The organism is Lysobacter oryzae DSM 21044 (genome assembly GCF_059568595.1).
This window is the reverse complement of record NZ_JCANTQ010000011.1, coordinates 355,347-382,278: the sequence shown is the minus strand read 5'-3', so window position 1 is coordinate 382,278 and position 26,932 is coordinate 355,347. Positions and strand designations below refer to the sequence as shown.

Sequence of the window (26,932 nt, the reverse complement as noted above, 5' to 3'; positions counted from 1 at the left end):
CCCCGGGAGTGTTCATGGCTGCCTCCGTGGGCATGCTTGGACTCAGTCGCGCGTTCCGCATCAGCATTCCCTTTTCGTGTCCAGTTTTTCTAATGGGAACCAAACTCCCTTGCTGACACAAGGCGCGCACTCGCTAAACTTGTCGCGCGGGCCTATAGCTCAATGGTTAGAGCAGAGGACTCATAATCCTTTGGTTCCAGGTTCGAGTCCTGGTGGGCCCACCATCTGCACCCGCCGCGAAGTGTGCTCGAGCCTTCCGAGCCGCTCTCCGCGACTGGCTGTTCGACGAGGCAAGGAAGTAGCCCCCTGCGATCGAGTTTGGCGGGCGCGTTGGATACGGGAGCACTGCCCTGTCAAAGCGCCATCCCGGCACCTGCGTTGCCAGGCTCCGCTTTGGGTCGATCTACCGGCGGACGAAGAACCTTAGAGCGGTGCAGCTACTCCTCGGCCACAGCAAGCTCGAGGGCACTGTCCGCTACCTTGGAATCGAGGTCGACGACGCGCTCGAGATTTCTGAGCAGACCGAGGCTTGAAGGTCCGGCTAGAAGCGGACGGACGCCAACGCCTGAATTAAGCCGAGCCGCGAAGCGACTTCGGCTTGGATGAATTGTTAGCCGCCAGCGACCGCCGTTGGACAACCTTGGACTGAAGCTCTTGGGCCCTCGTCAGAAAGCTTTCCCACTCCGCGACAAGGGCGTTGTATTGAGCCAGTTCTTCGGGGGTAAGGGATGACTCCGGACTACGCGGTGCGTAGCTGTGTACAGCGATATATTGCTCTATGCGCTGGATCCGGCTGGCCGCATCTGCCGGGAATCGGTTGACCAGGAACGTGCGCCAAGGTTTGTTGCCGCGAGAGTCATTGCAAGTCTGGCAGGCGGGCACGATGTTACCTGGCACCAGCTCTCCAAAATCAGTCACAGCCACAAGATGATCAGGGACTATGCCCCGATTCTCCGCCGACGCAGCGGCGCCGCAGTAGGCGCAAGTGCTGCCGAACTCGGCGAGGACCAATGCCCACTCCTGCTTTGAAACGCGGTGATCTGGAGCCACGATCTGGCGAAGACCCCGGCGAATGTTGTAGTTCATGCGCGAGAAGTGCTGAGTTCCTTTCATGGCAGCTTGAATTAAGCCGAGCCGCGAAGCGGCTTCGGCTTGAATGAATTGTTAGATGACTTAGCCGGCACGTCCCAACTCCCGCTCTGCCAGTCTTATTGCGGCCGCGATACGACGAAGAACCCGATCGCGATGAATGCTAGATGGCGCAATAAAAATATCTCCGAGGTTTCCGTACCGAAGCATATGCTTGGAGTACGGCTTGCTCACGCCTTCAAGTTCGATTCTTAGGACCGACTGCATGGGCCTTAAACCAAAAGCACTTATAGCCGCCTCCGCCGTTGCTACGAGGTTGTGACCCAGCGGTTTACGCAATTGGACAACGTACCTGTCGTAATCGGCAAGCAGTAGAAAGGCTTTTAGGGTTACTTCGACGCCTTGCCCAAGTAGATGCAAAGCGACGTACTCGGTTGGCTCTGAAGCGGGTTGGCGAGCGACGAGTAAATGCGAGCCAATAAATGCCTTGCCCTTTCCGTACATGGATAAGGCAGCGAGCTTCTTGCCGTACTTGGTGTTTGTCACAGCGGCCGTCGCGGGAATAATCTGAGTCATCTAACGCCTGAATTAAGCCGAGCCGCGAAGCGGCTTCGGCTTGAATGAATTGTTAGGCTGCTGTGTGGGAGCGAACGAACTCCCTGCCGAGCGGAGTTACCGAAAGCTTCTCGATGTCGCCAGTGACGAATTTGGCGTTTAGGGCCTTGGCGACGCAGTCTTCCAGATTGCAGTCGACGTTCTGCGGCCAGCTATTTGCCAGTAGGCGCGGTCCCAATTCTATGAGGCCGCTAGCATCAAGTGCTGACACAAGGCCACGCATGAAAAACAACAGGCATTGGTCTACTTTCGGCGTGGCAGGCTGCACCACCGGGCCGTCTGAAAGGAACTTGGTGTGGTCTCTGAGAATCATGAAAGCTCCTTGCGGCCGAACGCCTGAATTAAGCCGAGCCGCGAAGCGGCTTCGGCTTGAATGAATTGTTAGGGGGCAGCTGACCGCTCCAGTACGCTTACCATGCCAATGCGGTTCATTACGTGGTTGTAGCACTCTTTCATCCGCTCGTAATGCTCCTTGCTGAAGCGCATTACAGACCCTGGAAAGCCGCGAGATTCCACAAAAGCCCTCTGTGCCGTGTTCCATTCGCCATGTACATATGCGTTGCGGATGTACTTGACTGCGAGGAAGTCTTGAAACAACTCCGAGTCAACCGGCATGCGCCTATCTCTAAAAGCGTTCTCCAGTCGCTGAATTCGGCCCTCGTTGGGCCCTTGATCAAAGTATGCGTAGATGTCCTGCAGTCGGGGATTGTTAGTAGCCCACTCCTTAATCATGCACTCCACTCCGCCGATCATCATTACAGCCCACAGCCTTGCGAAGGATGAGTACTTGATGCTGTCTGGCACAACGGACTCGACAGGACTTGAGTTAACCAAGCCTTCAAGCATGTGGATGTAGATCTGATCGTCTGAGTACGCATCAATAAACTCTGGAACCATGACTGCCCCCTAACTAACTAATAGACGGACCCCGGGGTCCGGTTATACATCCGTGGCAGCGCAACAACCGACCCGCGGCAACCTCTTGATCCGGCGGCAGATTAGCGGCGCGACATCCGACTAACAAGCCGACGTATAAGCGGACCGACCGCGTCGGCAGGTCGAATGTCCGCTACGGGTCGTAAGTCGCCACTCGTCGCGCTCCGAAGCCTTTGGGAAATCTCGGAACCGGAAGCCGCTGGAATCGATGGGGATTCGCCTCACCGCCGGGCCGTGGAGATTCTAATTCGATTCGCCGGCCAGCCCGTCCGGCTTGGTGAAGGTGCGCATATGGTCCTGCCCCATGAGAACTTGACGGTATGCGTTCGCCGACACCTGCCATGCGGCGTCAGCGACTACTTGCTTGCAGCAACGATGTTTCCCCTGTCGGTACCCACTACCAAGGCTCAGCAACTTCAGCGATTGAACCACCGCGGGATCAGCGGATCGTGACCAAAGCGGCGTTCAGTTCCCTGAGTTGTCTGGAGAAGGCTCGCAGCTGTGGACGCTCGCCGCCCTTCCAGGCATTACGGGCAACCTTCGCCTTGCCGTTGGCGCTGCGAGGGCCGGTGGATTGCGACCACGGTTTCCAGCGGCGGATGGCCTCGGCCTGCTTTGACCTTCGTTCCGGTGTCCAGCAACTCATTCGTCGAATGCTCCAATACTTTGTTTGGCTGGTTCCTAGATTCACTACGCGCGAGGGCTTCGTCTTGCGGCGCGGAGCCGTTGTTCACCTGCTGCGGGCCGTGAGCGATATTGGCCTGCTTGGCGAACACGATGGGCGGGTTCTTCAGGTTGACCAGCGCTTCAATCGTCGCCCGTGATTGATTCTGCGCGCGCAGGGCCATGCGCATGTTGGCCTCGAATCCGGGGATCTGCGCGTGAGCCATCGCCCGTTCGGCCAGGTGAGTGAAAAGGCTTTCCAACGCAATCGCCTGCGAAACCAGCATGCCCTCGAGCCGATGCATCTCCCCGGCGTTGACGAGTTCTGTGTGCAGTTCGATATTGCGGACCAATTCACCCATGTCGGGCTCGCCGTAAATGCTCTTGGCATCCGTTGCGGAGATGACGCGGGCCGCCTTGCCCTCCGGATACGTGCAAGCGAAGGCCATGCTTTTCGCAAGGCTGTTCGACTCGGTTGCCGGTCCCGGCGTGGACTGCTCGGGCGGGGGGAGAGACTTCTGGTTGGAGCTACGGGTCATCAGTGGCGGTTCCTGTGCCATCGCTGCAACGGGACGTGGTACAGGATGCAGCCGCCGGGGAGCAGGGTTCGGCGCATTTGTCCCGAAGTTGGAAGGCGAGTCAGGCCAAGTGCGCGTTCCATGGCTTCCGCGTAACGGTCGCTGATCGTGCAGCCACGCCTCCGATTCTTCGGTTGAACTCCCATTCTCTCCACTCCCGGTGCGTGCGCGTGAATCCGAAGAGTCTCCCTCGGCCATGTAGTGAACGACTCCGAGCCGCTCAAGGGTGTAGAGAAAAGTCCACGACGGATATTCGCCCCCAGGCTCCTTCGGCGGCCGCGCTCGCCACGCGGTCGTAGATTTCGAGCATCGTGGCTTCACGGGTGAGGTACTCGAAGGTCGGCACCCAGTTCCCGTGTTCCTTGCCGCCGCCGGCGCGGCCGGACTTGTGCTCGTCATCGTGGCAGGCGGCCCAGTAGTCCACCCAGAACTCGCGGACGATCAGTTCGCTTTCGTAGTCCTTCCGGCAAATGTCGCGCGCGACGGCGAGGGACTTGGCGACCTGCTTCTGGCGCTTGTCGGCGCCGATGTCGGGATCGACGTTCGGCACGAGCCCGCCGTTGGCCTTGGTCAGTGGCGATGCGTTGAGGGTTTCGATGGCGTCACGGGTGACTTGCGCCAGATGGGCAGCGCGTGCAGCGACCGATGTCTTCCTGCGCTCGGTTTCGGATTCACCTCCTGCATTCGCTTCGCCCGCGGCAGCGGTCAGCGGCGCAGCCGTTGACGAACCTTTGGTGGATTCATTGGGAAGGTTCACTGGGAAGATTACGTAGGCAGGTTCGCCCATAGCCTCCGGACGAGTTCGCCCATACCCCGCGACAGGTTCGCCCGTACGGGTGGCTTTGCCGGTAGGGGCGGGTTCGCCCACACCCAGCCGGTACTCGTTCGCGGTCGTGAAGCCACCGCTCTTGCGGAGCAGGTAGCCGCAGTCACACAGGCGATTGATCGAGCGGGTGACAGTACGCGGGTCCGCGCTTGCGTCATCTGCGATCCGCCGGACGCTGGGCCACGCCGTTCCGGTGTCGCCGATCCTGTTGGTGATGACATACAGGACAGCGATATCGCTGCGCGAGAGGCGTGCATCGCACGCTGCTCGGCCAATCAGCTTCCAGCGCGGGAGCAGTTTGCTGGGCGTCGCTGTCCCGCTCTTGATGGCGACCACGTTCGTGTGCGGTTCGGAAACCACGGCAGCGACAGCCTTGCTCGCTGCGCCACCATTGACCGGCACAACGTCCCCCGACCCGTGCGAAGTGAGGCCCGCCAAGTCCATCGGCGGGCCTTCTTTTTCTTCAGTCGCCAGCATCGCTCGCCTCCAGCATCAAGGCTTCACGGAGGCGCAGCACCGCGCGTCGGTCGGCAATGTTGGCGGCTGTGGCGGGATCGGGACGGTCGGCCAGAGCGTGCAACTGGTGGCGGATGGCATCGCCGATTTCGGTCATGAGGGCCGCTATTAGGACAGCGCTCACTCGGAACGCTCCACGGACTGCGGAGCCAATGCGCGATAGATGGTTTCAATGCCCCACACGAAGTCGCACAAATCCTCGCCGTTCAGCTCGGGCCCAACGACGAGGCGGCCGTCAACAATCTGGCGGCAAAGGTCAGTAAGCACGAACGTTGCAAGGGAGTGATCGCCTTGGCCCGACTTGACCTCACCCTCCGTCTGCGGGCGCATTTGCCACTCCCGCATGAGCGGTAGGTGGTAGTAGTCAGCCATCAGACCACCTCCTGCAGCGCGGCAGCGGCGAGGCGCTCGGGCAGGGTGTCGAGGCTTTCCAGATAGACATAGCGGCGTCGTCCGATAAGAAACGTGCGAAGCAGGTTCTTACGGGCCAGTTCGAATGCGACGCTGCGCGAGATGCCGCGTTCGATTGCGGCGTCAACGAGAGGCTTGTAGTTCATGCGGTCTCCAAATTGATTTTCATGGGCTTCCGTGGATGTGACACGGTCCATGCGATCAACTTAAACAACGCTGTTTATTGAGGCAATAACCCTAGGGTATCGTTCTCCACGTTTCACAAACGTGGAACAGAGGAGTTTATTTCTGCGCGTTCGCCATAGTGGAAATTCATGCATCTACGCCAAAAACAGTGGCACTGCGAATGCATTTATTACCTGCGGGTAACCAAATTCCTGAAACGATTACCCGCAGGTAATTTTTCTTGTTAGGGAAATATTCATCCTCATGTTGGCGCAGATTGAAATTCTTTCTATCGGGTAAGTCGCCCATTTTGATGAGCGACTAAGCAACTGGCGGATTACAGAGCCAACCCGGCCAATGCCTTGGCGGCATGTTCACCACGCAGGTGGCCGTAGTGCTTTTCGATCATGCGAACAGAGGTGCCTGCCAGTTTGGCCACGGTCAGCAAGTCGAGGCCATCAACAACGAGGTCCGTAATGGTGCTGTGGCGCAGCGTGTACGCCGATGCGCCAGCGGGAAGTCCTGCAGCGCGTGCGGCCTCGTTAATCGGCGACCACCAAGAATCCTTGTCCCATGCCTTGCCTTCGATCCGCGCGAACAGCGGAGCCAGCGGCAGCTTCCCTTCGATCTGCTTCTTAAAAAACGCCACGTGTCCTTCGGGCAGCTTCAAATAGCGGCCTGCGCCAGCTTTGTCCTTACCGATCTTCAATGATCCAGTGCGGGCTTCAAAGTCCCTTGTCACGAACGCCGCCAGGGCGCCGGGACGCAACGGCAGCATAGAAAGACCACGACAGAATGCGGCGGCATCCTCCGGGAGCTTTTCAAGCAACGCGCGCCGCTGGTTCCTGTCGAGGTAAAGCTCACGGCGCCCGTCGGCCTCGGCCGGCTTCAGTGAATTCCGCCATGCGAGCGTCGTCTGTACCTCGCCGCGACCAAAGGCCGCATTGAGCGCTGCCCGAAACGGAACCATGTCGCGATTCACGGTTGCCGCAGAACGTTCGCGCGTTTTCTTCGGGCCTTCCTTATTCCGGGTTACCAGCGCCGGCAATTTTTCAAGCCGCGTCCGCCACTCCTTGACGTGATGTTCCCGAAGCCTCTGCAGCTTGATCGTGGCGATGGGGTCGTTGTAGACGTACTGAGCAAAGCGGCGCTTCACCTCAGCGTTGTCGCCAGCGTATTTTTCGCAGACCTCCTTCACGGTGGGGTCTTCGGTAGAACCGCCATGAGAGAGGTGACGGAACCATTCTTCGGCATTGCGCTTCGCAGCACTGAATCGCTCCTTCGCGAGCAGCGTGCCGTAGTCCCCGAGCGACTTGAACGAGCGCTTCCGAGTGTCAGGGTCGTAGAAGCGGCAAATCCAGCTTCCGGGCTTGCCCTTCAAGGAGGGGCGATAACCAAGGTCATGCCCCGTGGAGAGGTCATGCCAGTGCGGCTCTTTCTGCGGCTTCAGCTTTTCACGTTCTTCGACTTTGGAGAGATTGGGCATTGTCGCCTCGGATGGTTAGTGACCACCCTTGCTTTAAAAAGTACGACAAAAGTACGACAACACTCAGGGGATTCCCGCGCACTTTTCCGTACTCAAAACAAGGACTTCACTACTCCGCGGACTTCCATGGACCCCAATTCACACCCTTGACATGGTAGGGGTCACAGGTTCGAACCCTGTACCGCCCACCAGATTCACGCAACGGCGCGATCCCAGGATCGCGCCGTTTGCTTTTGGGCAGGCGAGTTGCTTTTGGGCTCAGGCGAGGGCTTCTTCTTCCGCCGGCTCCGCGTCCGCGCTGGCAGTCGTGGCGACCGCGCTGCGCTTCTTCTTCGGCTTGCCCTCGGCGGTCGCCATGGCCTGCTCCTGCTGGCGCTTGAAGATGGGGCAGAGCTCTTCCATGTAGTTGGCGTCGAAGTTCAGGCGTTCGACCAGGAAGTCGACGAAAGCGCGCACCTTGGGCGACTGCACCATGCCGCGGGGGAAGACCGCATTGAATTCGTACTCCGGACCGGTCCAGCCCGCGAGCACGCGTTGCACGAACCCATGTTCGGCCAGCGGTTTCATCATCACGTCGGCCGCCAGCACCAGTCCCTCGCCGCACAGCAGGGCGCCCTTGAGCGCGCCATAGTCGTTCGCGACGAACACCGGGTCGATGCGGAAGTCGGTGGTGCGCTCGCCGTCGCTCAGTCCCCAGACGAATCCGCTGCCGTTGCGCCGCGCCTTGTTCATCGCCAGCGTGGCGTGGTGCACCAGGTCGTCGGGATGCAGGGGCTCGCCATGGCGCTCGATGTACTGCGGGCTGGCGAACACCTGGGTGCGGAACACGGCGAGCCGCCGCGCGACGAGATTCGAATCGGGCAGGTTGCCCACGCGCAGGGCGACGTCGATTTCCTTGTCGATCAGGTCGAGCGGTTCGTTGCTGAGCAGCATCTCCACGCGCACTTCGGGATGGCGCGTGCGGAATTCGCCCAGCAGCGGCGCGATCTTGTCGATGCCGAGCGAGTAGGGGGCGGTGAAGCGCAGCCAGCCGCGCGGGCCACTTTGCAGCTGGCCGACGGCGCTTTCCGCCTCGTCGAGTTCGCGGGCGATGCGCTGGCAGTGTTCGAAGTACACGTTGCCCGCTTCGGTCAGCCCGAGCTTGCGCGTGGTCCGGTGCAGCAACTGCGCGCCCAGGCGCGTTTCCAGTTCCTGCACCTTGCGGCTGACGGTGGTCTTGGGAAGGCGCAGCGAGCGCGCTGCGGAAATGAAACTGCCGTGCTCGACGACCTTGACGAAGACCAAGGTGTCGTTGAGATCGCGGGTCATGGGAGGCGACTCCGGTGGGGACGGGCCGATTGGACCGATTTCGGGACAATTATTCCCTTAATCGGCGGCTAATCAAGTGCCTTCGGCGGGACTAATCTGCCCGCCAGTTCCCACTGGTAGTGCCGCCGTGCTGTCTTCGCCCCGCGCCCGTTTCACCTATGTGCTGGCCATGCTGGTGGCGTTCGCCGGCGTGCTGGGACTGGCTGGAATAGCCCTCAAGCAGGCGATTTCTGCCGGTGCCGCGGAAGCGTGGATGATGGCCGGCGTGTTGTCGGTGGTCGTCGCGCTGCCGCTGGCGCTGGTTCTGCTGCCAGTGGCCAGCTGGCTGCAGCAGCGCGCGCGCCGGACCCGAATCGTCCCGAATGCGGGAGAAAATGTCCCAGGAGTGGGACGGTGAAGCCCGCCGTCCTGATTCTGGGCGCGACCGGCGTCGTCGGCAGCGGCGCGGTCAAGGCGACCGTTGAAGCCGGCTGGCCCGTGGTTGCGGTGGCCCGCGATTCCGATGCCCTGGAGGCGCTTCGGCTCCGCTACCCGGCGGCCAAGTTGCAGACAGTGGTCGGTTCGGTGGGCGATGACGCCAGCGCGTCCGCCCTGGTGGCGGAGCTGCAGCGGAGCGCCCGGCCTTACCTGGGCGTCGTCGCGGCCTTGGGCATGGGTGAGGAGCGCGGCCGGCTGCTCGACCAGTCGTCGGACCAGCTTCGCCGCAGCTTCGATGAGGCCGTTCTGCCGCACCTGATCGCCGCGCGCCACCTGCTGCCATGGCTGGCCGACTCCGGGCGCAACTGCGGGTATGTCGTGATCGGTGGGCCAGGCGGCCGCAATCCCTGGGCCGGCTACGGCCACCGGTCCATCGCGGCAGCGGCCATTCGGATGCTAGCGCGCGTGCTGCACAGCGAGGCGCAGGCCTACGCGGTGCGCCTGCAACTGCTGGAGGTCGAATCGCCGGTGCGCACCGACGACAACGAAAAGCACGCCTGCGAGCAGTGGCCCTGCGTGGAACAGATCGGCCGCAAGGCACTGGCGCTGCTCAAGCACCGCAACGACGCCAGCTGCAACGACGCGGTCATCGACTACCGCGACTGCAAAGGCAGCGTGTCCGACGACCGCGACTCGCAGTCCCGGGCCGACCGTGTCGAAACCGCGCAGCCCCATTCGTCACCTTCACAGCACGCGGACTTGACCTTCCCATCGGGTCAAGCCCGATCGTCGGCGTCCACATCGCCGACATCCGCCGGATCGTCACCGCAAGAAATGGATAGCGACGCATCCCTGCTGCCAGCACGCTGTCTGCAGGACGTGCGCAAGCTGCTCGCAAAGATCACCCCCCCGAATACCCCCACGAACAAGAACCAGGAGCGTACGAAATGAGCCGCAGGAAACTCTCCCGCTCAGGACTGTTCCGGCCAGAAGCCGGATTGCCATGGCTGGCACTCGCGGCCGGCCTCACGATCATCCTCGCCCTGGCCGGTTGCAGCAGCGAAGCCGCGCCCAATGCCGGCATGCCGCCGCCGCCCGAGGTCAGCGTCGCCAATGTGCTGTCCAAGAACGTGCACCAGTGGGACGAATTCACCGGCCGCGTCGCGGCGGTGGAAACAGTCGAGTTGCGTCCGCGCGTGAGCGGGTACGTGCAGCGCGTGGCGTATGCCGAAGGCCAGGAAGTGCACAAGGGCGACCTGCTCTTCGTGATCGACCAGCGCCCGTACCGCGCGGCCCTGGATCGGGCCCAGGCCGACCTGGAGCGCGCGCGCGCCGAGTCGCGGCTGGCACAGGCGCAGGACGCGCGTGCGCAGACCCTGATCGAAGCCAAGGCGATCTCGCGCGAGGAGTTCGAGCAGCGCAAGGCCAACACGTCCGGCACGAATGCCGCCGTCCGCGCCGCGGAAGCGGCGGTCACGGCCGCGCAGCTCGACCTGCAGTTCACCCAGGTGCGTTCCCCGATCGAAGGTCGCGCCGGCCGCGCGCTGGTGACCGAGGGCAACCTGGCCCAGGCCGATACGACAGTGCTGACCACAGTGGTGTCGCAGGATCCGGTGTTCGTCTACTTCGAAAGCGACGAGCAGAGTTTCCTGCGTTATGCGGAGCTGGCGCGCAAGGGTGAACGCAGCGACACCAGGAACCCGGTCCGCGTCGGCCTGGCCAGCGAAAGCGGCTATCCGCACGAAGGCACGGTCGACTTCGTCGACAACCAGGTCGATCCGCGCACCGGCACCATCCGTGCCCGCGCGGTGCTCAAGAATCCCGATCGCCTGTTCACGCCGGGCCTGTTCGCCCGTGTGCAGCTGCAGGGCACCGGCGAGTTCAAGGCGCTGCTGATCGACGACAAGGCCGTGCTCACCGACCAGGACCGCAAGTACGTCTACGTGCTCGGGCCGAAGAACGCGGCGATGCGCAAGGACGTGGTCCTCGGACGCAGCATCGACGGCCTGCGGGTGGTCGAGTCCGGGCTGACGCCGGCGGACAAGGTGATCGTCCACGGCGTGCAGAAGGTCTTCTTCCCGGGCATGCCGGTCTCGCCCAAGGTCATCGCCATGGGCGCGCCGCCGCCGCAACTGATGGCGAGCGCCGCAGGCTCCAAGTAACACGCTCCACCCGCGGCGGTCGCCCGGTGCGACCGCTGCCGGATGCTTTCAGGCCACCGATCCTCCCCGTGTCCCCTCCCCCTCGCGGGGAGGGTCGGCCGGCCTTTTCCCTTCGCTTGCGCAGGCAAGGCCCAAGGAACTCACCATGGACTTCTCCAAATTCTTCATCGACCGGCCGATCTTCGCCGCGGTGCTGTCGATCGTGATCTTCGCCGCCGGCCTGATCGCCATCCCGCTGCTGCCCATCAGCGAATACCCCGAAGTCGTGCCGCCGTCGGTGGTGGTGCGCACCGTGTATCCGGGCGCGAACCCGAAGGTGATCGCCGAGACGGTCGCCACGCCGCTTGAAGAGGCGATCAACGGCGTCGAGCACCTGATGTACATGAAGTCGGTTGCCGGTTCCGACGGCGTGTTGCAGCTGACGGTGACGTTCAAGCCCGGCACCGATGCCGATGACGCCGCGGTGCGCGTGCAGAACCGCGTGGCCCAGGCCCTGGCCCGCCTGCCCGAGGACGTGCGGCGCCAGGGCGTGACCACGCAGAAGCAATCGCCCGTGTTCCTGATGGTCGTGCACCTGGTTTCGACCAACGGCAAGTACGACACGCTGTACCTGCGCAACTTCATGCGCCTGCACGTCAAGGACGAAATTGCGAAGATTCCCGGCGTCGGCGACGCGCAGCAGTTCGGCGGCGGCGACTACGCCATGCGCCTCTGGCTCGATCCCGACCGCATCGCGGCGCAGGGCATGACCGCCGGCGACGTCCTGCGCGCCGTGCGCGAGCAGAACATCCAGGTATCCGCCGGCCAGCTCGGCGCCGAGCCGATGCCCAACGGCAGCGACTTCCTCACGCCGATCAATGCCCAGGGCCGGCTGCGCTCGGTCGAGGAATTCCGCGACGTGGTGCTGAAGAGCGGGGCCAACGGCGAAGTCGTGCGCCTGGGCGACGTGGCGCGCGTCGAGCTCGCCGCGGGCGACTACACCCTGCGTGCGCGCCTGGATGGCCAGAACGCGGCGGCGATGGGCGTGTTCCAGTCGCCCGGCGCGAACGCGCTGCAGATCCGCGACTCGGTAGTGGCGAAGATGGAAGAACTCAAGAAGACATTCCCGCCGGGCGTGGAGTACCGCACGGTCTACGACACCACGATCTTCGTGCGCGACTCGATCAAGGCCGTGGTGAGCACGCTGCTGGAAGCCACGCTGCTGGTCGTGCTCGTCGTCATCCTGTTCCTGCAGACCTGGCGGGCGTCGATCATCCCGCTGATCGCGGTGCCTGTTTCCGTGGTCGGTACCTTCGCCGCCCTGTACCTGCTGGGCTTCTCGATCAATACGCTGTCCCTGTTTGGGCTCGTGCTCGCCATCGGCATCGTGGTGGACGACGCCATCGTGGTGGTGGAGAACGTCGAGCGCCACATCGAGCACGGCGCCACCCCGCTGGAGGCCGCGCACCTGGCGATGAAGGAAGTGTCCGGGCCGATCATCGCCATCGCGCTGGTGCTGTGCGCGGTGTTCGTGCCGATGGCCTTCCTCTCGGGCGTCACCGGCCAGTTCTACAAGCAGTTCGCGGTGACCATCGCGATCTCCACGGTGATCTCGGCGATCAACTCGCTGACGCTGTCGCCGGCCCTCGCCGCCAAGCTGCTGCGCAGCCACGACGCGCCCAAGGATGCGCTCTCGCGCTTGATCGAACGCGCGTTCGGCTGGGTGTTCCGTCCGTTCAACCGCTTCTTCAACCGCAAGTCGTCGCAGTACCAGGTCGGCGTGGGCCGGATCCTCGGTCACCGCGGACGCGTGTTCGGCGTCTATGCCGTGCTCCTGCTGGCCGCCGCGGCCGTCTTCCAGTGGGTGCCAGCCGGGTTCATTCCGACCCAGGACAAGCTGTACCTGATCGCCGGCGTACGCCTGCCGGAAGGCGCGTCGATCGAACGCACCGACGCCGCGCTGAAGAAGGTCGCCGCCGCGGCGATGAGCATCGACGGCGTCGCCCATGAAGTCGCGTTCCCGGGCCTGAATCCGCTGCAGTTCACCAACACCCCGAACAGCGGCGTGGTGTTCTTCCCGCTCAAGCCGTTCAACGAGCGCCACAAGTCCGCCAAGGAGATCAACGACGAGCTCAACGCCAAGATCGCCGGGATCCAGGAAGGCTTCGCCTTCTCGCTGATGCCGCCGCCGATCCTCGGCCTCGGCAACGGCCAGGGTTATTCGTTGTTCGTCGAGGACCGCGCCAACCTCGGCTACGGCGCGCTGCAGAGCGCGGTGCAGGCGGTGCAGGGCACGGCCGCGCAGACTCCGGGCATGCAGTTCCCGATCTCGAGCTACCAGGCCAACGTGCCCCAGCTCGACGCCGAAGTCGATCGCGTGAAGGCGAAGGCGCAGGGCGTGCCGCTGACCGAACTGTTCGACACGCTGCAGACCTACCTGGGCTCGGCCTACGTCAACGACTTCAACATGTTCGGTCGCACCTGGCAGGTCATCGCGCAGGCCGACGGCCAGTACCGCGGCCGCGTCGAGGACATCACCAAGCTGCGCACGCGCAACGTCAACGGCGAGATGGTGCCGATCGGCTCGATGGTCACCATCAAGCAGACCTTCGGCCCGGACCCGGTGCTGCGCTTCAACGGCTACCCGGCGGCCGACCTGCTCGGCGGCTACGACCCGCGCCTGATGTCCTCCGGCGAAGCCATGGAGAAGGTCACCGAGATCGCCGGCAAGGTGCTGCCCAACGGCATGGGCTTCGACTGGAGCGACCTGAGCTACCAGCAGGCCACGCAGGGCAACGCGTCGCTGGTCGTGTTCCCGCTCGCGATCCTGCTGGCGTTCCTGGTGCTGGCCGCGTTGTACGAGAGCTGGACGCTGCCGCTGGCGGTGATCCTGATCGTGCCGATGACGCTGCTGTCCGCGCTGTTGGGCGTGAAGCTCACCGGCGGCGACAACAACGTGTTCGTGCAGGTGGGCCTGGTGGTGCTGATGGGCCTGGCGTGCAAGAACGCGATCCTGATCGTCGAGTTCGCCCGCGAACTGGAACTGCAGGGCAAGGGCATCGTGGAAGCCGCGCTGGAGGCCTGCCGCCTGCGCCTGCGCCCGATCGTGATGACCTCGATCGCGTTCATCGCCGGCACGATCCCGCTGGTGCTGTCGCATGGCGCCGGTGCGGAAGTCCGCTCGGTCACCGGCATCACCGTGTTTTCCGGCATGTTGGGCGTGACCCTGTTCGGCCTGTTCCTCACCCCGGTGTTCTACGTCGCGCTGCGCAAGCTCGCCGGCCGGCCGCTGGTGCGCCATGACCACCCGGCATCGCTCGCGGCGCATTCGGTGACCGCGTCGTCCGTGCTGTAGGGCGGGCCCCGGCCCGCCATTCCGGAATCATTCGAAACCCCACACGGCGGGCCCCGGCCCGCCCTACGAAGGAATCCCCCATGTCTGCCCAGAACACTTCCAGGATCGCCCTGGTCACCGGCGCCACCCGCGGCATCGGTTTCGAAACCGTGCGCCAGCTCGCCAGCCAGGGCGTGCACGTGCTGCTCGCCGGCCGCGATCGCAGCAAGGCCGTGGAAGCCTCGCTGAAACTGCAGTCCGAAGGCCTGCCGGTCGAAGCCGTCGTGCTCGACGTGACCGATTCGGCCAGCATCGCCGCCGCCGCGCAGGAGGTCGAGCGCAAGTACGGCCACCTCGACATCCTCGTCAACAACGCCGGGATCATCCGCGACGACGCCAGCAAGCCGCGCTCGGCACAGTCGCTGCAGGCCTGGCGCGAAACGTTCGACACCAACGTGTTCGGCCTGATCGAAACCACGCAGGCGTTCCTGCCGCTGCTGCGCAAGTCCGCGGCCGGACGCATCGTCAACGTGTCCAGCGCGCTCGGCTCCCTGGCGCTGACCAGCGATACCTCCACGCCGTACAGCACGTTCCCGATTCCCGCCTACAACGTGTCCAAGAGCGCGGTGAACGCATGGACCGTGCAGCTCGCGCACGACCTGCGCGACAGCGGCATCAAGGTCAACACCATCCACCCCGGCTACGTCCGCACCGACATGAACAAGGGTGAGGGCGAACTCGAAGTGACGCAGGGTGCGGAGACCAGCGTGCAGATGGCGCTGCTCGACGCGGATGGGCCCAGTGGCACGTTCCAGTACCGCGGCGAGGTGCTGCCATGGTGAGCACGTCCGTCTCGTTGCGCGTCCTGTCGGTCGGCATCGCCGCGGCGCTGCTGGCGGCCTGCACGGTGGGGCCGGATTTCGTCCGCCCCGACCTGCCGGTGCCGGAGCATTTCGCTCAGGCGGCCGGCGATGCCCAGGCCGATTCGCAACTGGCCGCAGCGGCCACGCCCACCGCGAGTGTCGATCTCGTGACTGACCACGAGTTCTGGCGCGGCTTCAACGATCCGCTGCTGACGCGCCTGGTCGAGGAATCGCTGTCGGCGAACCACGACCTGCGCATTGCGCTCGCCACCTACGACCGCGCCAACGCGCTGCTGCGCGGGGCGAAGTTCGACTACTTCCCCACCATCACCGCCCATGCCGAGGCGTCCGACGGCCGTGCCAGCGCCGACCAGGCGCCGGGCGTATCGCGCGCCGATCGGGACGCGGAGAGCTACTCGGCCAGCGCGCAGGCATCGTGGGAACTCGACCTGTGGGGCCGCGTGCGTCGTGGCGTGGAGGCGCAGCGCGCCGGGGCGCAGGCCTCGGCCGCGGACCTGCAGGCGCTGCAGGTGGCGATCGTCGGCGAGGTCGTGCGCAGCTACGTCGACCTGCGCGGATTGCAGGAGCGGCTGCGCGTCGCCCGCGAGAACGCCGACAACCAGGCCGAAACGCTGCACCTGGTCGAGGCCCGCTTCAATGCCGGGCGCGGCACCGAATTCGATACCTCGCGGGCTCGCGCGCAGCTGGAAGCGACGCGCGCGCGGGTGCCGGCGCTGGAGGCGCAGGTCGCAGTGACCATGCATCGCCTGGCCGTGCTCACCGGCCGCACGCCGGATGCACTGATCGGCGCCCTCACGCCGCAGCAGGCCCTGCCGGCGCTGCCCGCGCGCATCGATCCGGCCACGCCGGGCGACCTGCTGCGCAACCGGCCCGACGTGGCGGCGGCCGAACAGCGGCTGCACGCCGCGACCGCCCGCATCGGCGTGGCAACGGCCGATCTGTTTCCGCGCTTCACCCTTGGCGGCCTGATCGGCTCGCAGGCGGTGGACAGCAGCGCCCTGTTCGAACGCGACAGCGAGACACGGCTGGTTGCGCTGGGCATCGACTGGTCGTTCCTCGACATTGGCCGCGTGCGCGCGCGCATCAAGGCCGCCGACGCGGACGCCGAAGGCGGGCTCGCGCAGTACGAGAAGACCGTGCTGCTGGCGCTGGAGGACACCGAGAACGCGCTGGTGCGCCACGCGCGTGCGCGAGTGGAGGACCAGCACCTGGAACAGGCGGCGCTGGACAGCGCGAAGGCCGCGCAACTGGCACGGGTGCGCTTCGAAGCCGGCGCCGCGGACCTGTTCGAAGTGCTCGATGCCGAACGCACGCAGCTGCAGGCGCAGGACGCCTTCGCCGACGGCCGCACGCGCAGCGTCAACAGTGCGGTCGCGCTGTACAAGGCCTTGGCCGGCGGCTGGCCGGAACGGATGCCGGAGCGGAAGAAGCTGGCGGACCGTTGAGCTCCAGGCCGACGCTGCAATCCTTCTCCCCGCTTGCGGGGAGAAGCGGGTGCCTAGCGGCGGAGATGGCGGGGGATGCAGGCCGGGCTGGCGTCCCGGCCAGGGAGGGCGCGCCAGTTCGGCGGAGGCGGGCCGCAGGAGCCGACCGCGCCAGGCACTCCCCGGTTAGCCAGAGTGTCTCCGCCTAAGAAGCAATTTGCCGCGCCGGAGCAGATAGGTCCATTCGGCAGGGAGATTTCCCTATCGCAAGAGCTCAAAGCTGCTTGGCTGGACAAAATCTGTCCATCGGAAGAGCAAATTGCTCCAACGCAAGGACTCGAGGCTGCTCGGTTGGACAAAATGTGTCCATCGGAAGGGCAATTTGCTCCATCGGAGGGACTCGAAGCTGCTTGGTTGGACAAAATATGTCCATCGGAAGAGCAATTTGCTCCGTCGGAAGGACTCGAAGCTGCTCAGTTGGACAAAATATGTCCATCGGAAGGGCAAATTCGCTCCGGCGGAAGAGCTCGAAGCTGCTCGCTCGGGCAAATCTTCTTCAGCGAAGGAGCGATTTGCTTCATTGAAGGATTGATTTGTCCCGCCGCCGTAGCCCGAAAGCTGTTCGCTTGGACAAAATATGTTCATTGACGGAGCGGCTTGCCTTCATCGAAAGAGCAGTTTGCTCCGCCGCAGCAGCCCAAGGCTCCTCGCTCGGACAAATTGCCTCCGTCGAGGCGGGTTCTTCGCTGCCGGACCCGGCGAGGCTCACTGGCGCAACGAGATATCCCGCATGGGCGGACAACCGGCCAACCCGGCGCCCACATTGCAGCCGGGCGCCGGCCGCCCGGAAACAGCGTCACCAGCCCGGTCCGGGTTGACTTGCCCGGGTCTGTCGCCAACCATTGACGCCCGTTTGGCGCGCGTCGCGTCCGACCGACACAGGATCCAGGTGGCCCGCGGCAATCCGCCGGTCGAGCGTGTGACATGAGCACTACCACCGCCCAGCGCTGAATCGCCCCCGAGGTCCCGGACACGGCGCCTCGCGGCGCCGTTTTCATTTGTACGTTTCGATTCCGCGGCCGCCGCCGCCGACCTTAAATGCAAAGACCCGCAAGCCGGGTACCCGAGTTCCCATGATCGCAATCACGCTCCCCGACGGCAGCCGCCGTGAGTTCGACAACCCCGTGACCGTAGGCGATGTCGCCGCCTCCATCGGCGCCGGCCTGGCCAAGGCCGCACTGGCCGGCAAGGTCGACGGCAAGCTCGTCGATACCAGCTTCCGCATCGACCAGGACGCCTCGCTCGAGATCGTCACCGACAAGCACCCCGACGCGCTCGAGGTGCTGCGCCATTCGACCGCGCACCTGCTGGCGCAGGCCGTGCAGCGCCTGTATCCGGGCGCGCAGGTGACGATCGGTCCCGTGATCGACAACGGCTTCTACTACGACTTCGCCTACGAACGGCCGTTCACGCCGGAAGATCTCCCGGCGATCGAGGCGGAGATGCAGAAAATCGTCAAGGAATCGCTGCCGGTCTCGCGCAGCGTGAAGTCGCGCGACGACGCCGTCGCCTTCTTCAAGGGCATGGGCGAGGCCTACAAGGCCGAGATCATCGAGTCGATCCCGGCCAACGAGGACCTCTCGCTGTATTCGCAGGGCGAGTTCACCGACCTGTGCCGCGGCCCGCACGTGCCCGGCACCGACAAGCTGCGCGCGTTCAAGCTGATGAAGGTCGCCGGCGCCTACTGGCGCGGCGATTCCAACAACCAGATGCTCAGCCGCATCTACGGCACCGCCTGGTTGAACGACAAGGACCTCAAGGCCTACCTGCACCAGCTGGAGGAAGCCGAGAAGCGCGACCACCGCAAGATCGCCAAGCAGCAGGACCTGTTCCACCTGCAGGAAGAAGCGCCCGGCCTGATCTTCTGGCACCCGAAGGGCTGGTCGGTGTGGCAGGTCGTGGAGCAGCACATGCGGCGGGTCTACCGCGAGACGGGCTATGGCGAAGTGCGCTGCCCGCAGATCCTCGACGTGTCGCTGTGGAAGTCCTCGGGCCACTGGGACAACTACAAGGACAACATGTTCTTCACCGAGTCGGAGAAGCGCACCTACGCGCTCAAGCCGATGAACTGCCCGGGCCACGTGCAGGTCTTCAAGCAGGGCCTGCACAGCTACCGCGACCTGCCGATCCGCTACGGCGAGTTCGGTGCCTGCCACCGCAACGAGCCGTCCGGCGCGCTGCACGGCATCCTGCGCGTGCGCGGGTTCACCCAGGACGACGGCCACATCTTTTGCACCGAGGACCAGATCGAGGCCGAGGTGACCGCCTTCCACCAGCAGGCGATGAAGGTCTATTCCGACTTCGGCTTCAGCGATGTCCAGCTCAAGATCGCCCTGCGCCCGGAACCGCGCCTGGGCGACGACGCCACCTGGGACAAGGCCGAGGGCGCCTTGCGCTCGGCGCTGCGCGCGGCCGGAGTCGAGTGGGAGGAGCTGCCGGGCGAGGGCGCCTTCTATGGCCCCAAGATCGAATACCACCTCAAGGACGCCATCGGCCGCACCTGGCAGCTGGGCACCATGCAAGTCGATTTCATGATGCCGGGCCGCCTGGGCGCCGAATATGTCGACGAACACAGCCAGAAGCGCCACCCGGTCATGCTGCACCGGGCCATCGTCGGCTCGATGGAGCGCTTCATCGGCATCCTGATCGAGCACCATGCGGGCCATTTCCCGTCCTGGCTGGCGCCGGTGCAGGCCGTGGTGGCCAATATCACCGACGCGCAGGCCGATTGGGTCGAGGAAGTTCGGAAAACCCTTACGAATCAAGGCTTCCGGGTTCAATCCGATTTGCGGAACGAGAAGATCGGCTATAAGATCCGCGAGCACACGCTGCAGCGCGTGCCGTACCTGCTGGTGGTCGGAGACCGCGAAAAGGAAAACGGCATGGTCGCGGTGCGTTCGCGGGGAGGGGAAGATCTCGGCACAATGTCCGTCGCCGATTTCGCCTCGCGTTTACGCAGTGAGAGCGTCCAGTAGCATTAAACCCCGGCCGCTCGGACGGCCGGCATCCGCCCCTCTAGCGACGGGCGACTTCTTGGAGATTGCAACATCAGTACCCCCGAAAAGCCGAATCGAAAGAACCAGGAAATCCGTGTACCGCGCGTACGCGTGATCGGTAGCGATGGCGAGATGGTCGGCGTGCTCACGCGCGACGAAGCCCTGCGCATGGCCGAGGACGAAGGCCTCGACCTCGTGGAAATCCAGCCGAACGCCGATCCGCCGGTCTGCAAGGTCATGGATTTCGGCAAGTTCAAGTTCGAGATGCAGAAGAAGGCGAACGAGGCCAAGAAGAAGACCAAGCAGGTCGAGATCAAGGAACTCAAGTTCCGGCCGGTCACCGACGAGGGTGACTACCAGATCAAGATGCGCAACATCCGCCGCTTCCTCGAGGAAGGCGACAAGGTCAAGATCAACATCCGCTTCCGTGGCCGCGAGATGAGCCACCAGGAGCTGGGGCGCGCCATGGCCGAGCGCATCGAGGCGGACCTGGGCGACGAGATCGTGATCGAGTCGCGCCCGCGCCTGGAAGGGCGGCAGATGGTGATGATGATCGCGCCGAAGAAGAAGTAAGGCCGGCGGCAGTCATCCGGTTCGAAGGGGCGCCTCCGGCGCCCTTTCCATTTCCTGGCGGGGTACCGCCGGATCCGCTCGCCCGGGCGCCCGTAAGCCCCGGAATTGCAAGGAAAACCATCTCCCTGCATAATGCGCGGCCCGGTTCGCCGGGTTTGCAGTTCGCAGTATCACGGAACCTGTCGGGATCCTTTTTGGATCAACGACTTACAAGCCGGCACGGGCAGGACGGAAAGACCGGATTCGGGGTCACAGACCCGGAATCGGCGCCCAGGCCAGTCATCGAAATCCGAAAGGACATCGCAATGCCCAAGATCAAGACCAATCGGGCGGCGGCCAAGCGCTTCCGGAAGACCGCTTCCGGCAAGTACAAGTGCGGCCACGCCAACAAGAGCCACATCCTCACCAAGAAGGCGACCAAGCGGAAGCGCAACCTGCGGCAGACGAACCATGTTCGTGCCGAGGACGCGGGCCGTCTGGACCGCATGCTTCCGTATCTCTGAGGAGGGCTAGAAAATGGCACGAGTTAAGCGTGGTGTGACGGCACGAGCCCGCCACAAGAAAATCCTGAAGCAGGCCAAGGGCTACTACAACGCCCGTCGCAAGGTCTTCCGCGTCGCCAAGCAGGCGGTGACGAAGGCCCTGCAGTACGCCTACATCGGTCGCAAGCAGAAGAAGCGCAACTTCCGTTCGCTGTGGATCACCCGCATCAACGCGGCGGCCCGCATCAACGGCATGAGCTACAGCCGTTTCATCAACGGCCTGCTGAAGGCCGGCATCACCCTCGACCGCAAGGTGCTGGCGGACATCGCCGTGCACGACGCGAAGGGTTTTGCGGCGCTGGCAGAGAAGGCGAAGAGCGCACTCGCAGCGTAAGTTGAGCGGCCGGTCTCCGCGTTCGCGGATCGCCGGGCGTACAACGCAATACACGCATGGGGAAGGGCGCAAGTCCTTCCCCATGTTTTGTTTTGGATTGCCATTTTTCCGGATCGCTCACGAATGAGTGGAATCGATTCCCTGACCCAGCAGGCCCTGGCCGACATCGCTTCGGCCGGAACGCCCGATGCGATCGAGGCCCTGCGCGTCGCGCTGCTCGGCAAGCACGGCAGCGTCACCGCGCAGCTCAAGCAGCTGGGCGCGCTGCCGCCCGACCAGCGCAAGACCGCCGGCGAAGCCATCAACCAGGCGCGCGACGCGCTCACTTCCGCGCTGCACGAACGCAAGGCCGTGCTGGAGGATGCCGCGCTCGACGCGCGGCTCGCGTCCGAATCCATCGATGTCACCCTGCCGGGCCTCGATGCCGGCCGCGGTGGGCTGCATCCGGTCAGCCGCACGATCGAGCGCATCGCCGACATCTTCGGCCGCCTCGGCTATGAATTGAGCACTGGCCCCGAAATCGAGGACGACTGGCACAACTTCGAGGCGCTGAACTTCCCCCCGCACCATCCGGCGCGGGCGATGCACGACACCTTCTACTTCGGCGACGGCCGCCTGCTGCGCACCCATACCTCGGGCGTGCAGGTGCGCTACATGCTCGATGCGGTCGCCAGCAAGAGCGGGCCGCCGCTGCGCATGATCGCGCTGGGCAAGGTCTATCGCTCCGACAGCGACCAGACGCATACGCCGATGTTCCACCAGTGCGAGGGCCTGCTGGTCGACGAGCACGCGAGCTTCGCCGACCTGAAGGGCACGCTGGCCGAGTTCGTGCGCGCCTTCTTCGAGCGCGATTTCGAGATGCGCTTCCGTCCGAGCTACTTCCCCTTCACCGAACCCTCCGCGGAAGTCGACATCGCCTGGCAGCAGCCGGATGGGTCGACGCGCTGGCTGGAAGTACTCGGCTGCGGCATGGTCCATCCGAACGTGCTGCGCAACGTGGGCATCGACCCCGAGAAGTACACCGGCTATGCGTTCGGCATGGGCGTGGAGCGCTTTGCGATGCTCCGTTACGGCGTCGACGACCTGCGCAGCTTCTTCGAGAACGACGTGCGCTTCCTCAGGCAGTTCGCGTGATCGCAACTGAGGTCTGAGCGAACGCAGGTTCCTTCAGATTGACAGCGACCCAAGGGCGGGCCCGGGCCCGCCCCACGGATAGAAACGATGAAATTTTCCGAAAACTGGCTGCGCCACCACGTCCCCACGAACGCCACGCGCGATGAACTCGCCGCCACGCTGACTGCGATCGGCCTGGAAGTCGAAGACATGACCGTGCTCGGGGAATCGCTCGACGGCGTGGTCGTCGCGCAGATCGTCAGCGCCGAAAAGCATCCCGAAGCCGACCGCCTGCAGGTCTGCCAGGTCGATACCGGCAGCGGCACCGTGCAGATCGTATGCGGCGCGCCGAACGCGCGCGCCGGCCTGAAGGCGCCACTTGCGAGCGTTGGCGCCAACCTGCCGGGGGGCATCGCGATCAAGGCCGCGAAGCTGCGCGGCGTCGAGTCCTTCGGCATGTTGTGTTCGGCCAAGGAACTGGGCGTCGATCCGGATGCCTCGGGCCTGCTCGAATTGCCGGCCGATGCAGGCGTCGGCATGCCGCTGGCCGACTATCTCGGCCTCCCGGACGCGACCATCGAACTCAAGCTCACGCCCAATCGGGCGGACTGCTTCAGCGTGCGCGGCATCGCCTTCGACGTCGCCGCGGCACTCGACAGTGAAGTCAGGCCGCTGGAAGCCGCAACCGTGCCGGCGGGCAGCGACAGCGCCATGGCCGTCGAACTGGCCGCCGGCGCCAGGGTGCCGCGTTTCGCCGGGCGCGTGATCGAAGGCATCGATCCGTCCATTGCCACGCCATCGTGGATGGCCGAACGCCTGCGCCGCAGCGGCGTGCGTCCGATCAGCTTCCTGGTCGACGTCACCCAGTACGTGATGCTCGAGCTCGGCCAGCCGATGCACGCGTTCGACCGGGACACACTGGAGGGCGCAGTCGTGGTGCGTCCGGCGCGCGCGGGCGAGGAGCTCAAGTTGCTCGACGGCCGCACCGTGGCGCTCGACGACGATTTCCTGGTGGTCTCCGACAGCCGTGGTGGCCATGCCGCACGCGCGGTTGCGCTCGGCGGAATCATGGGTGGATTCGATACGCGCGTGACCGACCAGACGCGCAATGTCTTCCTCGAAGCCGCGCACTGGGTGCCAGCGGCGATCATCGGCCGCAGCCGCAAGCTCGGCATGCACACCGACGCCGGCCACCGCTTCGAGCGTGGCGTAGATCCGGAACTGCCGCCGATCGCGGTCGAATACGCGACCAGGTTGATCGTCGAGATCGCCGGCGGCGTGCCGAGCCCGATGATCGACGTGGTCAACGCCGCCGACATGCCCAAGCCGCAGACCGTGGTCCTGCGCCGCGAGCGCCTGGCGCGCGTACTTGGGGTGCGCGTGGCCGATGCCGAAGTCGAGCGCATCCTGCGTGCGCTGGGCCTGGGGGTCGAGGCGGCCGGCGATGGCTGGCGCGTGACCGCGCCCACGCGCCGCTTCGACCTGGCGATCGAGGAAGACCTCATCGAGGAAATCGCCCGCATCCACGGCTACGACCGGATCCCGACGACATTGCCTGCCGGGGCAGCGCGCCTGGTCGCGCCGTCCGAGACCCGTGTCGACGAAGCCACGGCGCGCCGCCAGCTCGCCGCCCGCGACTACCTGGAGGCCGTGAGCTACGCCTTCGTGGACGCGGACCTGCTGGAGAAATGGGGCGTCGCCGACGGCGCCGTGCCGCTGGCCAACCCGCTCAGCGCCGAGCTCGGGGTCATGCGTACCTTCCTGCTGCCGGGCCTCGTCTCCGCGCTCGCGCGCAATGCCGCGCGCCAGCAGTCGCGGGTGCGGCTGTTCGAACTCGGCAACGTGTTCGCCGCCAACGGCGCGGACGCCCCGCTGGAGACCCAGCGCATTGCCGCCGCTGCATGCGGCAACGTGCGGGGTGAGCAGTGGTCGGAAAAATCGCGCCCGGTCGGCTTCCAGGACCTCAAGGGCGACCTCGAGAGCCTGGCCGCTGCAGCGGGGGCGGTGCTCGAGTTCCGTCCGTCGCGGCCGGCCTGGGCCCACCCCGGCCGCTCCGCCGATGTGTACCGCGACGGCGTGAAGCTGGGCTGGATCGGCCAGTTGCACCCGCGCCTGCAGCGCGCGCTGGACCTGGACGCCGATGTCGTCGCCTTCGAGGTGGAGCTGGCTGGCCTGCTGGCCCGCGCAGTTCCACGCGCGGGGGCGCTGTCGCGCTATCCGTCCGTCCGCCGCGACCTGGCGTTCGTCGTCGCCGAGGCAACCCCCTGGGCGGCCGTATCCGCGACCGTGAGACAGGCGGCGGGGCCATCGCTGCGGGAACTGGTGCTATTCGACCGGTACGCCGGCAAGGGTGTGGAAACCGGATTCAAGAGTCTGGCTATGGGCTTGATTCTGCAGGAAGAATCCCGCACGCTGACCGAGCGCGACGTGGATGCGGCGGTGGCGGCGGTGACCGCGGCCCTGCAGCACGAACATGGCGCGGTAATACGCGGCTGAAGCAGTTGAGGGTTTGCACCGATGGCATTGACCAAGGCTGAAATGGCCGAACGCCTGTTCGACGAAGTCGGGCTGAACAAGCGCGAGGCCAAGGAATTCGTCGACGCGTTCTTCGACGCGTTGCGTGAAGCCCTGGAGCAGGGCCGCCAGGTCAAGTTGTCGGGCTTCGGCAATTTCGACCTGCGTCGCAAGAACCAGCGGCCGGGCCGTAATCCCAAGACCGGCGAGGAGATTCCGATCTCCGCCCGGACCGTGGTGACCTTCCGTACGGGCCAGAAGCTCAAGGAACGCGTCGAGGCCTACACCGGAGCCGAGAATGCTTGACCCCGGCAGCAATCGCGAACTTCCCCCCATTCCCGCCAAGCGCTACTTCACCATTGGTGAGGTCAGCGAGCTGTGCGACGTGAAGCCGCACGTGCTGCGGTACTGGGAAACGGAATTCCCGATGCTCAGCCCGGTCAAGCGCCGCGGCAACCGCCGTTACTACCAGCGCCACGAAGTGCTGATGGTCCGGCAGATCCGTGGACTGCTGTACGAACAGGGCTACACCATCGGTGGCGCCCGCCTGCGCCTCGAGGGCGAGAACGCGAAGGAAGAGTCCGCGTTGAGCTCGCAGATCATCCGCCAGGTCCGGATGGAGCTTGAGGAAGTGCTCCAGCTGCTGCGCCGCTGAGCGACCGCCTCCGGCGCATCGCGGCGGAATCCAACTATCGCGGGGCTGTTGGCTGCGGCTATACTTGCCGCCCCGCTTCATCTACAACGCAACGCGATTTTCGGGGTATAGCGCAGCCTGGTAGCGCATCTGCCTGGGGGGCAGAGGGTCGTCGGTTCGAATCCGGCTACCCCGACCAATTCGATGAAGTGCAATGCCCGGCCAGCGCCGGGCATTGTCATTTTGGACGTCGTCGTCCCATGTCCGGCCATGGCATGTGAACTCGGACGACGTCGCGGTGTCAGTCCTTCACCGCCTCGGTGAGGCCACAAGGAGAGCAGTGGATGCGTGCGACCGTTCTGGGATGCCTGTTGTTGGCGTGCGTGGCTGGTCCGGCAGCGGCGCAGGAGGGGGCGCCGCCATCATCGGCTCCGATCCGCGATGAATCACCGGTAATCGTCTCGGGCGTGTTGCCGGGACCCGGAATGTGGAAGGTCACGCGCGGCGGGCACGTGATGTACGTGCTCGGCACCGTGTCGCCGCTGCCCAAGCGGATGGAATGGATCTCCCGCGATGTCGAGCAGGTTCTCGCGCAGGCGGGCGAGGTCGTAATCGCCCCCAGCTACATGGTCGACGCCGACGTCGGGTTTTTTGGCAAGCTCGCCTTGCTGCCTTCGCTGATCGGCGTGCGCAGGAACCCCGGTGACAAGAAGCTGCAGGACGTCGTACCGGCCGCATCGTACGCGCGCTGGCTGGTGCTCAAGCAGCGCTACATCGGACGCGACGGCGATGTGGAGAAGATGCGGCCGATCTTCGCGGCGAACGAGCTCTACCAGGCGGCGATCGAGGACAGCGGCCTGACCGGCAAGCGCATTGTCTGGCCGGTCGTCGAGGACGCGATCGACAGGCACGACATCAAGCTCACCAAGCCCCAGGTGAAAGTCACTCTCAAGGATCCCAAGGCGGCGCTCAAGGAGTTCCGTTCGGAATCGCTGGGCGACCTCGATTGCTTCGACAAGATGCTCGCGAACCTGGAGACCGACGTAAGCCGCATGGCCGAGCGCGCCAACGCCTGGGCGGGCGGCGACATCGCGGCACTGCGCGCCCTGCCGTTGGGCGAGCAGTACCAGATGTGCCAGGACGCGCTGCTGCAGGCATCGGTTGCGCAGAAGCGAGGCATCGGCAAAGCCGAAGCCGAAGTGCGGCAAGCGTGGATCGCGGCCGCGGAATCGGCGATCGCCAACAATCCTGTGAGTTTCGCGATGCTGCCGATGTCGGAACTGCTGAAGGCCGATGGTTACCTGGCGTCGCTGCAGGCGAAGGGATACGTCATCGAATCCCCCGACGCGCCCACCGCAACCGAATAGGGCGGC

General features: G+C 64.7%; 27 protein-coding genes and 2 tRNA genes. 18 read left to right on the top strand and 11 right to left on the bottom strand.

What is annotated here, in order from left to right:
- The first annotated feature begins 148 nt into the window (after positions 1–148).
- Positions 149–224 (top strand) — tRNA-Ile (locus BP05_RS10160).
- 346 nt (positions 225–570) lie between these two features.
- On the opposite strand, the gene BP05_RS10155 is transcribed toward BP05_RS10160, so the two are convergent.
- From BP05_RS10155 to BP05_RS10105, 11 genes are all read right to left on the bottom strand, one after another.
- On the bottom strand, positions 571–1,086 hold the full coding sequence (locus tag BP05_RS10155; protein WP_496362998.1) for an HNH endonuclease: 516 nt from the start codon (positions 1,084–1,086) through the stop codon (positions 571–573).
- A gap of 87 nt (positions 1,087–1,173) precedes the next feature.
- On the bottom strand, positions 1,174–1,665 hold the full coding sequence (locus tag BP05_RS10150; RefSeq protein WP_496362996.1) for a hypothetical protein: 492 nt from the start codon (positions 1,663–1,665) through the stop codon (positions 1,174–1,176).
- A 52-nt stretch (positions 1,666–1,717) separates the two neighbouring features.
- Positions 1,718–2,017 (bottom strand): hypothetical protein, encoded by a 300-nt coding sequence (locus BP05_RS10145; RefSeq protein ID WP_496362994.1) that lies wholly within the window; start codon positions 2,015–2,017, stop codon positions 1,718–1,720.
- A gap of 68 nt (positions 2,018–2,085) precedes the next feature.
- Entirely contained in the window at positions 2,086–2,601 is a 516-nt protein-coding gene (locus BP05_RS10140) for a hypothetical protein (RefSeq protein ID WP_496362992.1), read from the bottom strand.
- A 566-nt stretch (positions 2,602–3,167) separates the two neighbouring features.
- A complete protein-coding gene (locus BP05_RS10135) occupies positions 3,168–3,842 on the bottom strand; it encodes a hypothetical protein (RefSeq protein ID WP_496362990.1) in 675 nt (224 codons plus the stop codon).
- Between the two features lie 259 nt (positions 3,843–4,101).
- Entirely contained in the window at positions 4,102–5,184 is a 1,083-nt protein-coding gene (locus tag BP05_RS10130) for a helix-turn-helix domain-containing protein (protein ID WP_496362988.1), read from the bottom strand.
- Positions 5,171–5,320: a hypothetical protein gene (locus BP05_RS10125; protein ID WP_496362986.1), complete on the bottom strand. Its 150-nt coding sequence runs from the start codon at positions 5,318–5,320 to the stop codon at positions 5,171–5,173. The genes BP05_RS10130 and BP05_RS10125 overlap by 14 nt, the downstream gene beginning before the upstream one ends.
- A gap of 23 nt (positions 5,321–5,343) precedes the next feature.
- Positions 5,344–5,595, bottom strand: a complete 252-nt coding sequence (locus BP05_RS10120) for a hypothetical protein (protein ID WP_496362984.1) — start codon at positions 5,593–5,595, stop codon at positions 5,344–5,346.
- Complete coding sequence (locus BP05_RS10115) at positions 5,595–5,780, bottom strand: hypothetical protein (RefSeq protein ID WP_496362983.1); 186 nt, start codon at positions 5,778–5,780, stop codon at positions 5,595–5,597. The genes BP05_RS10120 and BP05_RS10115 overlap by 1 nt, the downstream gene beginning before the upstream one ends.
- A gap of 356 nt (positions 5,781–6,136) precedes the next feature.
- On the bottom strand, positions 6,137–7,285 hold the full coding sequence (locus BP05_RS10110) for a tyrosine-type recombinase/integrase (RefSeq protein WP_496362981.1): 1,149 nt from the start codon (positions 7,283–7,285) through the stop codon (positions 6,137–6,139).
- Positions 7,286–7,543: 258 nt separating this feature from the next.
- On the bottom strand, positions 7,544–8,593 hold the full coding sequence (locus BP05_RS10105; RefSeq protein WP_496362979.1) for a LysR family transcriptional regulator: 1,050 nt from the start codon (positions 8,591–8,593) through the stop codon (positions 7,544–7,546).
- A gap of 127 nt (positions 8,594–8,720) precedes the next feature.
- Between BP05_RS10105 and BP05_RS10100 the strand changes: the two genes are divergently transcribed.
- The 17 genes from BP05_RS10100 to BP05_RS10020 all read left to right on the top strand — a co-directional run bounded on the left by BP05_RS10100 (position 8,721) and on the right by BP05_RS10020 (position 26,926).
- The gene (locus BP05_RS10100; RefSeq protein WP_496362977.1) at positions 8,721–8,990 is read left to right on the top strand and encodes a hypothetical protein; all 270 of its coding nucleotides are present in this window, start codon (positions 8,721–8,723) and stop codon (positions 8,988–8,990) included.
- Positions 8,987–9,961, top strand: coding sequence for an SDR family NAD(P)-dependent oxidoreductase (locus BP05_RS10095; RefSeq protein ID WP_496362975.1), 975 nt, complete (start codon positions 8,987–8,989; stop codon positions 9,959–9,961). The genes BP05_RS10100 and BP05_RS10095 overlap by 4 nt, the downstream gene beginning before the upstream one ends.
- Complete coding sequence (locus BP05_RS10090; protein ID WP_496362973.1) at positions 9,958–11,172, top strand: efflux RND transporter periplasmic adaptor subunit; 1,215 nt, start codon at positions 9,958–9,960, stop codon at positions 11,170–11,172. The genes BP05_RS10095 and BP05_RS10090 overlap by 4 nt, the downstream gene beginning before the upstream one ends.
- A gap of 145 nt (positions 11,173–11,317) precedes the next feature.
- Positions 11,318–14,506, top strand: coding sequence for an efflux RND transporter permease subunit (locus tag BP05_RS10085; protein WP_496362971.1), 3,189 nt, complete (start codon positions 11,318–11,320; stop codon positions 14,504–14,506).
- An 80-nt stretch (positions 14,507–14,586) separates the two neighbouring features.
- Positions 14,587–15,327, top strand: a complete 741-nt coding sequence (locus tag BP05_RS10080; RefSeq protein WP_496362969.1) for an SDR family oxidoreductase — start codon at positions 14,587–14,589, stop codon at positions 15,325–15,327.
- Complete coding sequence (locus BP05_RS10075) at positions 15,324–16,814, top strand: efflux transporter outer membrane subunit (protein ID WP_496362967.1); 1,491 nt, start codon at positions 15,324–15,326, stop codon at positions 16,812–16,814. Before BP05_RS10080 ends, BP05_RS10075 begins: the two co-directional genes overlap by 4 nt.
- A 174-nt stretch (positions 16,815–16,988) precedes the next feature.
- Positions 16,989–17,441, top strand: a complete 453-nt coding sequence (locus tag BP05_RS10070; RefSeq protein ID WP_496362965.1) for a hypothetical protein — start codon at positions 16,989–16,991, stop codon at positions 17,439–17,441.
- Positions 17,442–17,926: 485 nt separating this feature from the next.
- Entirely contained in the window at positions 17,927–19,828 is a 1,902-nt protein-coding gene (thrS, locus tag BP05_RS10065) for a threonine--tRNA ligase (protein ID WP_496362963.1), read from the top strand.
- Between the two features lie 72 nt (positions 19,829–19,900).
- Positions 19,901–20,422 (top strand): translation initiation factor IF-3, encoded by a 522-nt coding sequence (gene infC / locus BP05_RS10060; protein WP_496363158.1) that lies wholly within the window; start codon positions 19,901–19,903, stop codon positions 20,420–20,422.
- Between the two features lie 305 nt (positions 20,423–20,727).
- Complete coding sequence (gene rpmI, locus BP05_RS10055; RefSeq protein ID WP_027083463.1) at positions 20,728–20,925, top strand: 50S ribosomal protein L35; 198 nt, start codon at positions 20,728–20,730, stop codon at positions 20,923–20,925.
- A 13-nt stretch (positions 20,926–20,938) separates the two neighbouring features.
- Positions 20,939–21,298, top strand: a complete 360-nt coding sequence (gene rplT / locus BP05_RS10050) for a 50S ribosomal protein L20 (protein WP_207525558.1) — start codon at positions 20,939–20,941, stop codon at positions 21,296–21,298.
- A gap of 123 nt (positions 21,299–21,421) precedes the next feature.
- Positions 21,422–22,432 carry a phenylalanine--tRNA ligase subunit alpha gene (pheS, locus tag BP05_RS10045; protein WP_496362958.1) on the top strand — a complete coding sequence of 337 codons (1,011 nt, stop codon included), beginning with the start codon at positions 21,422–21,424 and terminating at the stop codon, positions 22,430–22,432.
- A gap of 87 nt (positions 22,433–22,519) precedes the next feature.
- The gene (pheT, locus tag BP05_RS10040) at positions 22,520–24,907 is read left to right on the top strand and encodes a phenylalanine--tRNA ligase subunit beta (RefSeq protein WP_496362956.1); all 2,388 of its coding nucleotides are present in this window, start codon (positions 22,520–22,522) and stop codon (positions 24,905–24,907) included.
- Positions 24,908–24,928: 21 nt separating this feature from the next.
- Positions 24,929–25,231, top strand: a complete 303-nt coding sequence (locus tag BP05_RS10035; RefSeq protein WP_386753711.1) for an integration host factor subunit alpha — start codon at positions 24,929–24,931, stop codon at positions 25,229–25,231.
- A complete protein-coding gene (locus BP05_RS10030; protein WP_496362954.1) occupies positions 25,224–25,580 on the top strand; it encodes a MerR family transcriptional regulator in 357 nt (118 codons plus the stop codon). The genes BP05_RS10035 and BP05_RS10030 overlap by 8 nt, the downstream gene beginning before the upstream one ends.
- 101 nt (positions 25,581–25,681) lie before the next feature.
- Positions 25,682–25,758, top strand: a tRNA-Pro gene (locus BP05_RS10025).
- 286 nt (positions 25,759–26,044) lie between these two features.
- On the top strand, positions 26,045–26,926 hold the full coding sequence (locus tag BP05_RS10020; RefSeq protein ID WP_496362952.1) for a TraB/GumN family protein: 882 nt from the start codon (positions 26,045–26,047) through the stop codon (positions 26,924–26,926).
- Positions 26,927–26,932 lie beyond the last annotated feature (6 nt).

Excerpts from the sequence above, each read along its gene's own strand:
- BP05_RS10155 (WP_496362998.1), bottom strand. The coding sequence starts at position 1,086 with ATGAACTACAACATTCGCCGGGGTCTTCGCCAGATCGTGGCTCCAGAT.
- BP05_RS10150 (WP_496362996.1), bottom strand. The coding sequence starts at position 1,665 with ATGACTCAGATTATTCCCGCGACGGCCGCTGTGACAAACACCAAGTAC.
- BP05_RS10145 (WP_496362994.1), bottom strand. The coding sequence starts at position 2,017 with ATGATTCTCAGAGACCACACCAAGTTCCTTTCAGACGGCCCGGTGGTG.
- BP05_RS10140 (WP_496362992.1), bottom strand. The coding sequence starts at position 2,601 with ATGGTTCCAGAGTTTATTGATGCGTACTCAGACGATCAGATCTACATC.
- BP05_RS10135 (WP_496362990.1), bottom strand. The coding sequence starts at position 3,842 with ATGACCCGTAGCTCCAACCAGAAGTCTCTCCCCCCGCCCGAGCAGTCC.
- BP05_RS10130 (WP_496362988.1), bottom strand. The coding sequence starts at position 5,184 with ATGCTGGCGACTGAAGAAAAAGAAGGCCCGCCGATGGACTTGGCGGGC.
- BP05_RS10125 (WP_496362986.1), bottom strand. The coding sequence starts at position 5,320 with ATGACCGAAATCGGCGATGCCATCCGCCACCAGTTGCACGCTCTGGCC.
- BP05_RS10120 (WP_496362984.1), bottom strand. The coding sequence starts at position 5,595 with ATGGCTGACTACTACCACCTACCGCTCATGCGGGAGTGGCAAATGCGC.
- BP05_RS10115 (WP_496362983.1), bottom strand. The coding sequence starts at position 5,780 with ATGAACTACAAGCCTCTCGTTGACGCCGCAATCGAACGCGGCATCTCG.
- BP05_RS10110 (WP_496362981.1), bottom strand. The coding sequence starts at position 7,285 with ATGCCCAATCTCTCCAAAGTCGAAGAACGTGAAAAGCTGAAGCCGCAG.
- BP05_RS10105 (WP_496362979.1), bottom strand. The coding sequence starts at position 8,593 with ATGACCCGCGATCTCAACGACACCTTGGTCTTCGTCAAGGTCGTCGAG.
- BP05_RS10090 (WP_496362973.1), top strand. The coding sequence starts at position 9,958 with ATGAGCCGCAGGAAACTCTCCCGCTCAGGACTGTTCCGGCCAGAAGCC.
- BP05_RS10085 (WP_496362971.1), top strand. The coding sequence starts at position 11,318 with ATGGACTTCTCCAAATTCTTCATCGACCGGCCGATCTTCGCCGCGGTG.
- BP05_RS10080 (WP_496362969.1), top strand. The coding sequence starts at position 14,587 with ATGTCTGCCCAGAACACTTCCAGGATCGCCCTGGTCACCGGCGCCACC.
- thrS (WP_496362963.1), top strand. The coding sequence starts at position 17,927 with ATGATCGCAATCACGCTCCCCGACGGCAGCCGCCGTGAGTTCGACAAC.
- rpmI (WP_027083463.1), top strand. The coding sequence starts at position 20,728 with ATGCCCAAGATCAAGACCAATCGGGCGGCGGCCAAGCGCTTCCGGAAG.
- rplT (WP_207525558.1), top strand. The coding sequence starts at position 20,939 with ATGGCACGAGTTAAGCGTGGTGTGACGGCACGAGCCCGCCACAAGAAA.
- pheS (WP_496362958.1), top strand. The coding sequence starts at position 21,422 with ATGAGTGGAATCGATTCCCTGACCCAGCAGGCCCTGGCCGACATCGCT.
- pheT (WP_496362956.1), top strand. The coding sequence starts at position 22,520 with ATGAAATTTTCCGAAAACTGGCTGCGCCACCACGTCCCCACGAACGCC.
- BP05_RS10035 (WP_386753711.1), top strand. The coding sequence starts at position 24,929 with ATGGCATTGACCAAGGCTGAAATGGCCGAACGCCTGTTCGACGAAGTC.
- BP05_RS10030 (WP_496362954.1), top strand. The coding sequence starts at position 25,224 with ATGCTTGACCCCGGCAGCAATCGCGAACTTCCCCCCATTCCCGCCAAG.
- BP05_RS10020 (WP_496362952.1), top strand. The coding sequence starts at position 26,045 with ATGTGGAAGGTCACGCGCGGCGGGCACGTGATGTACGTGCTCGGCACC.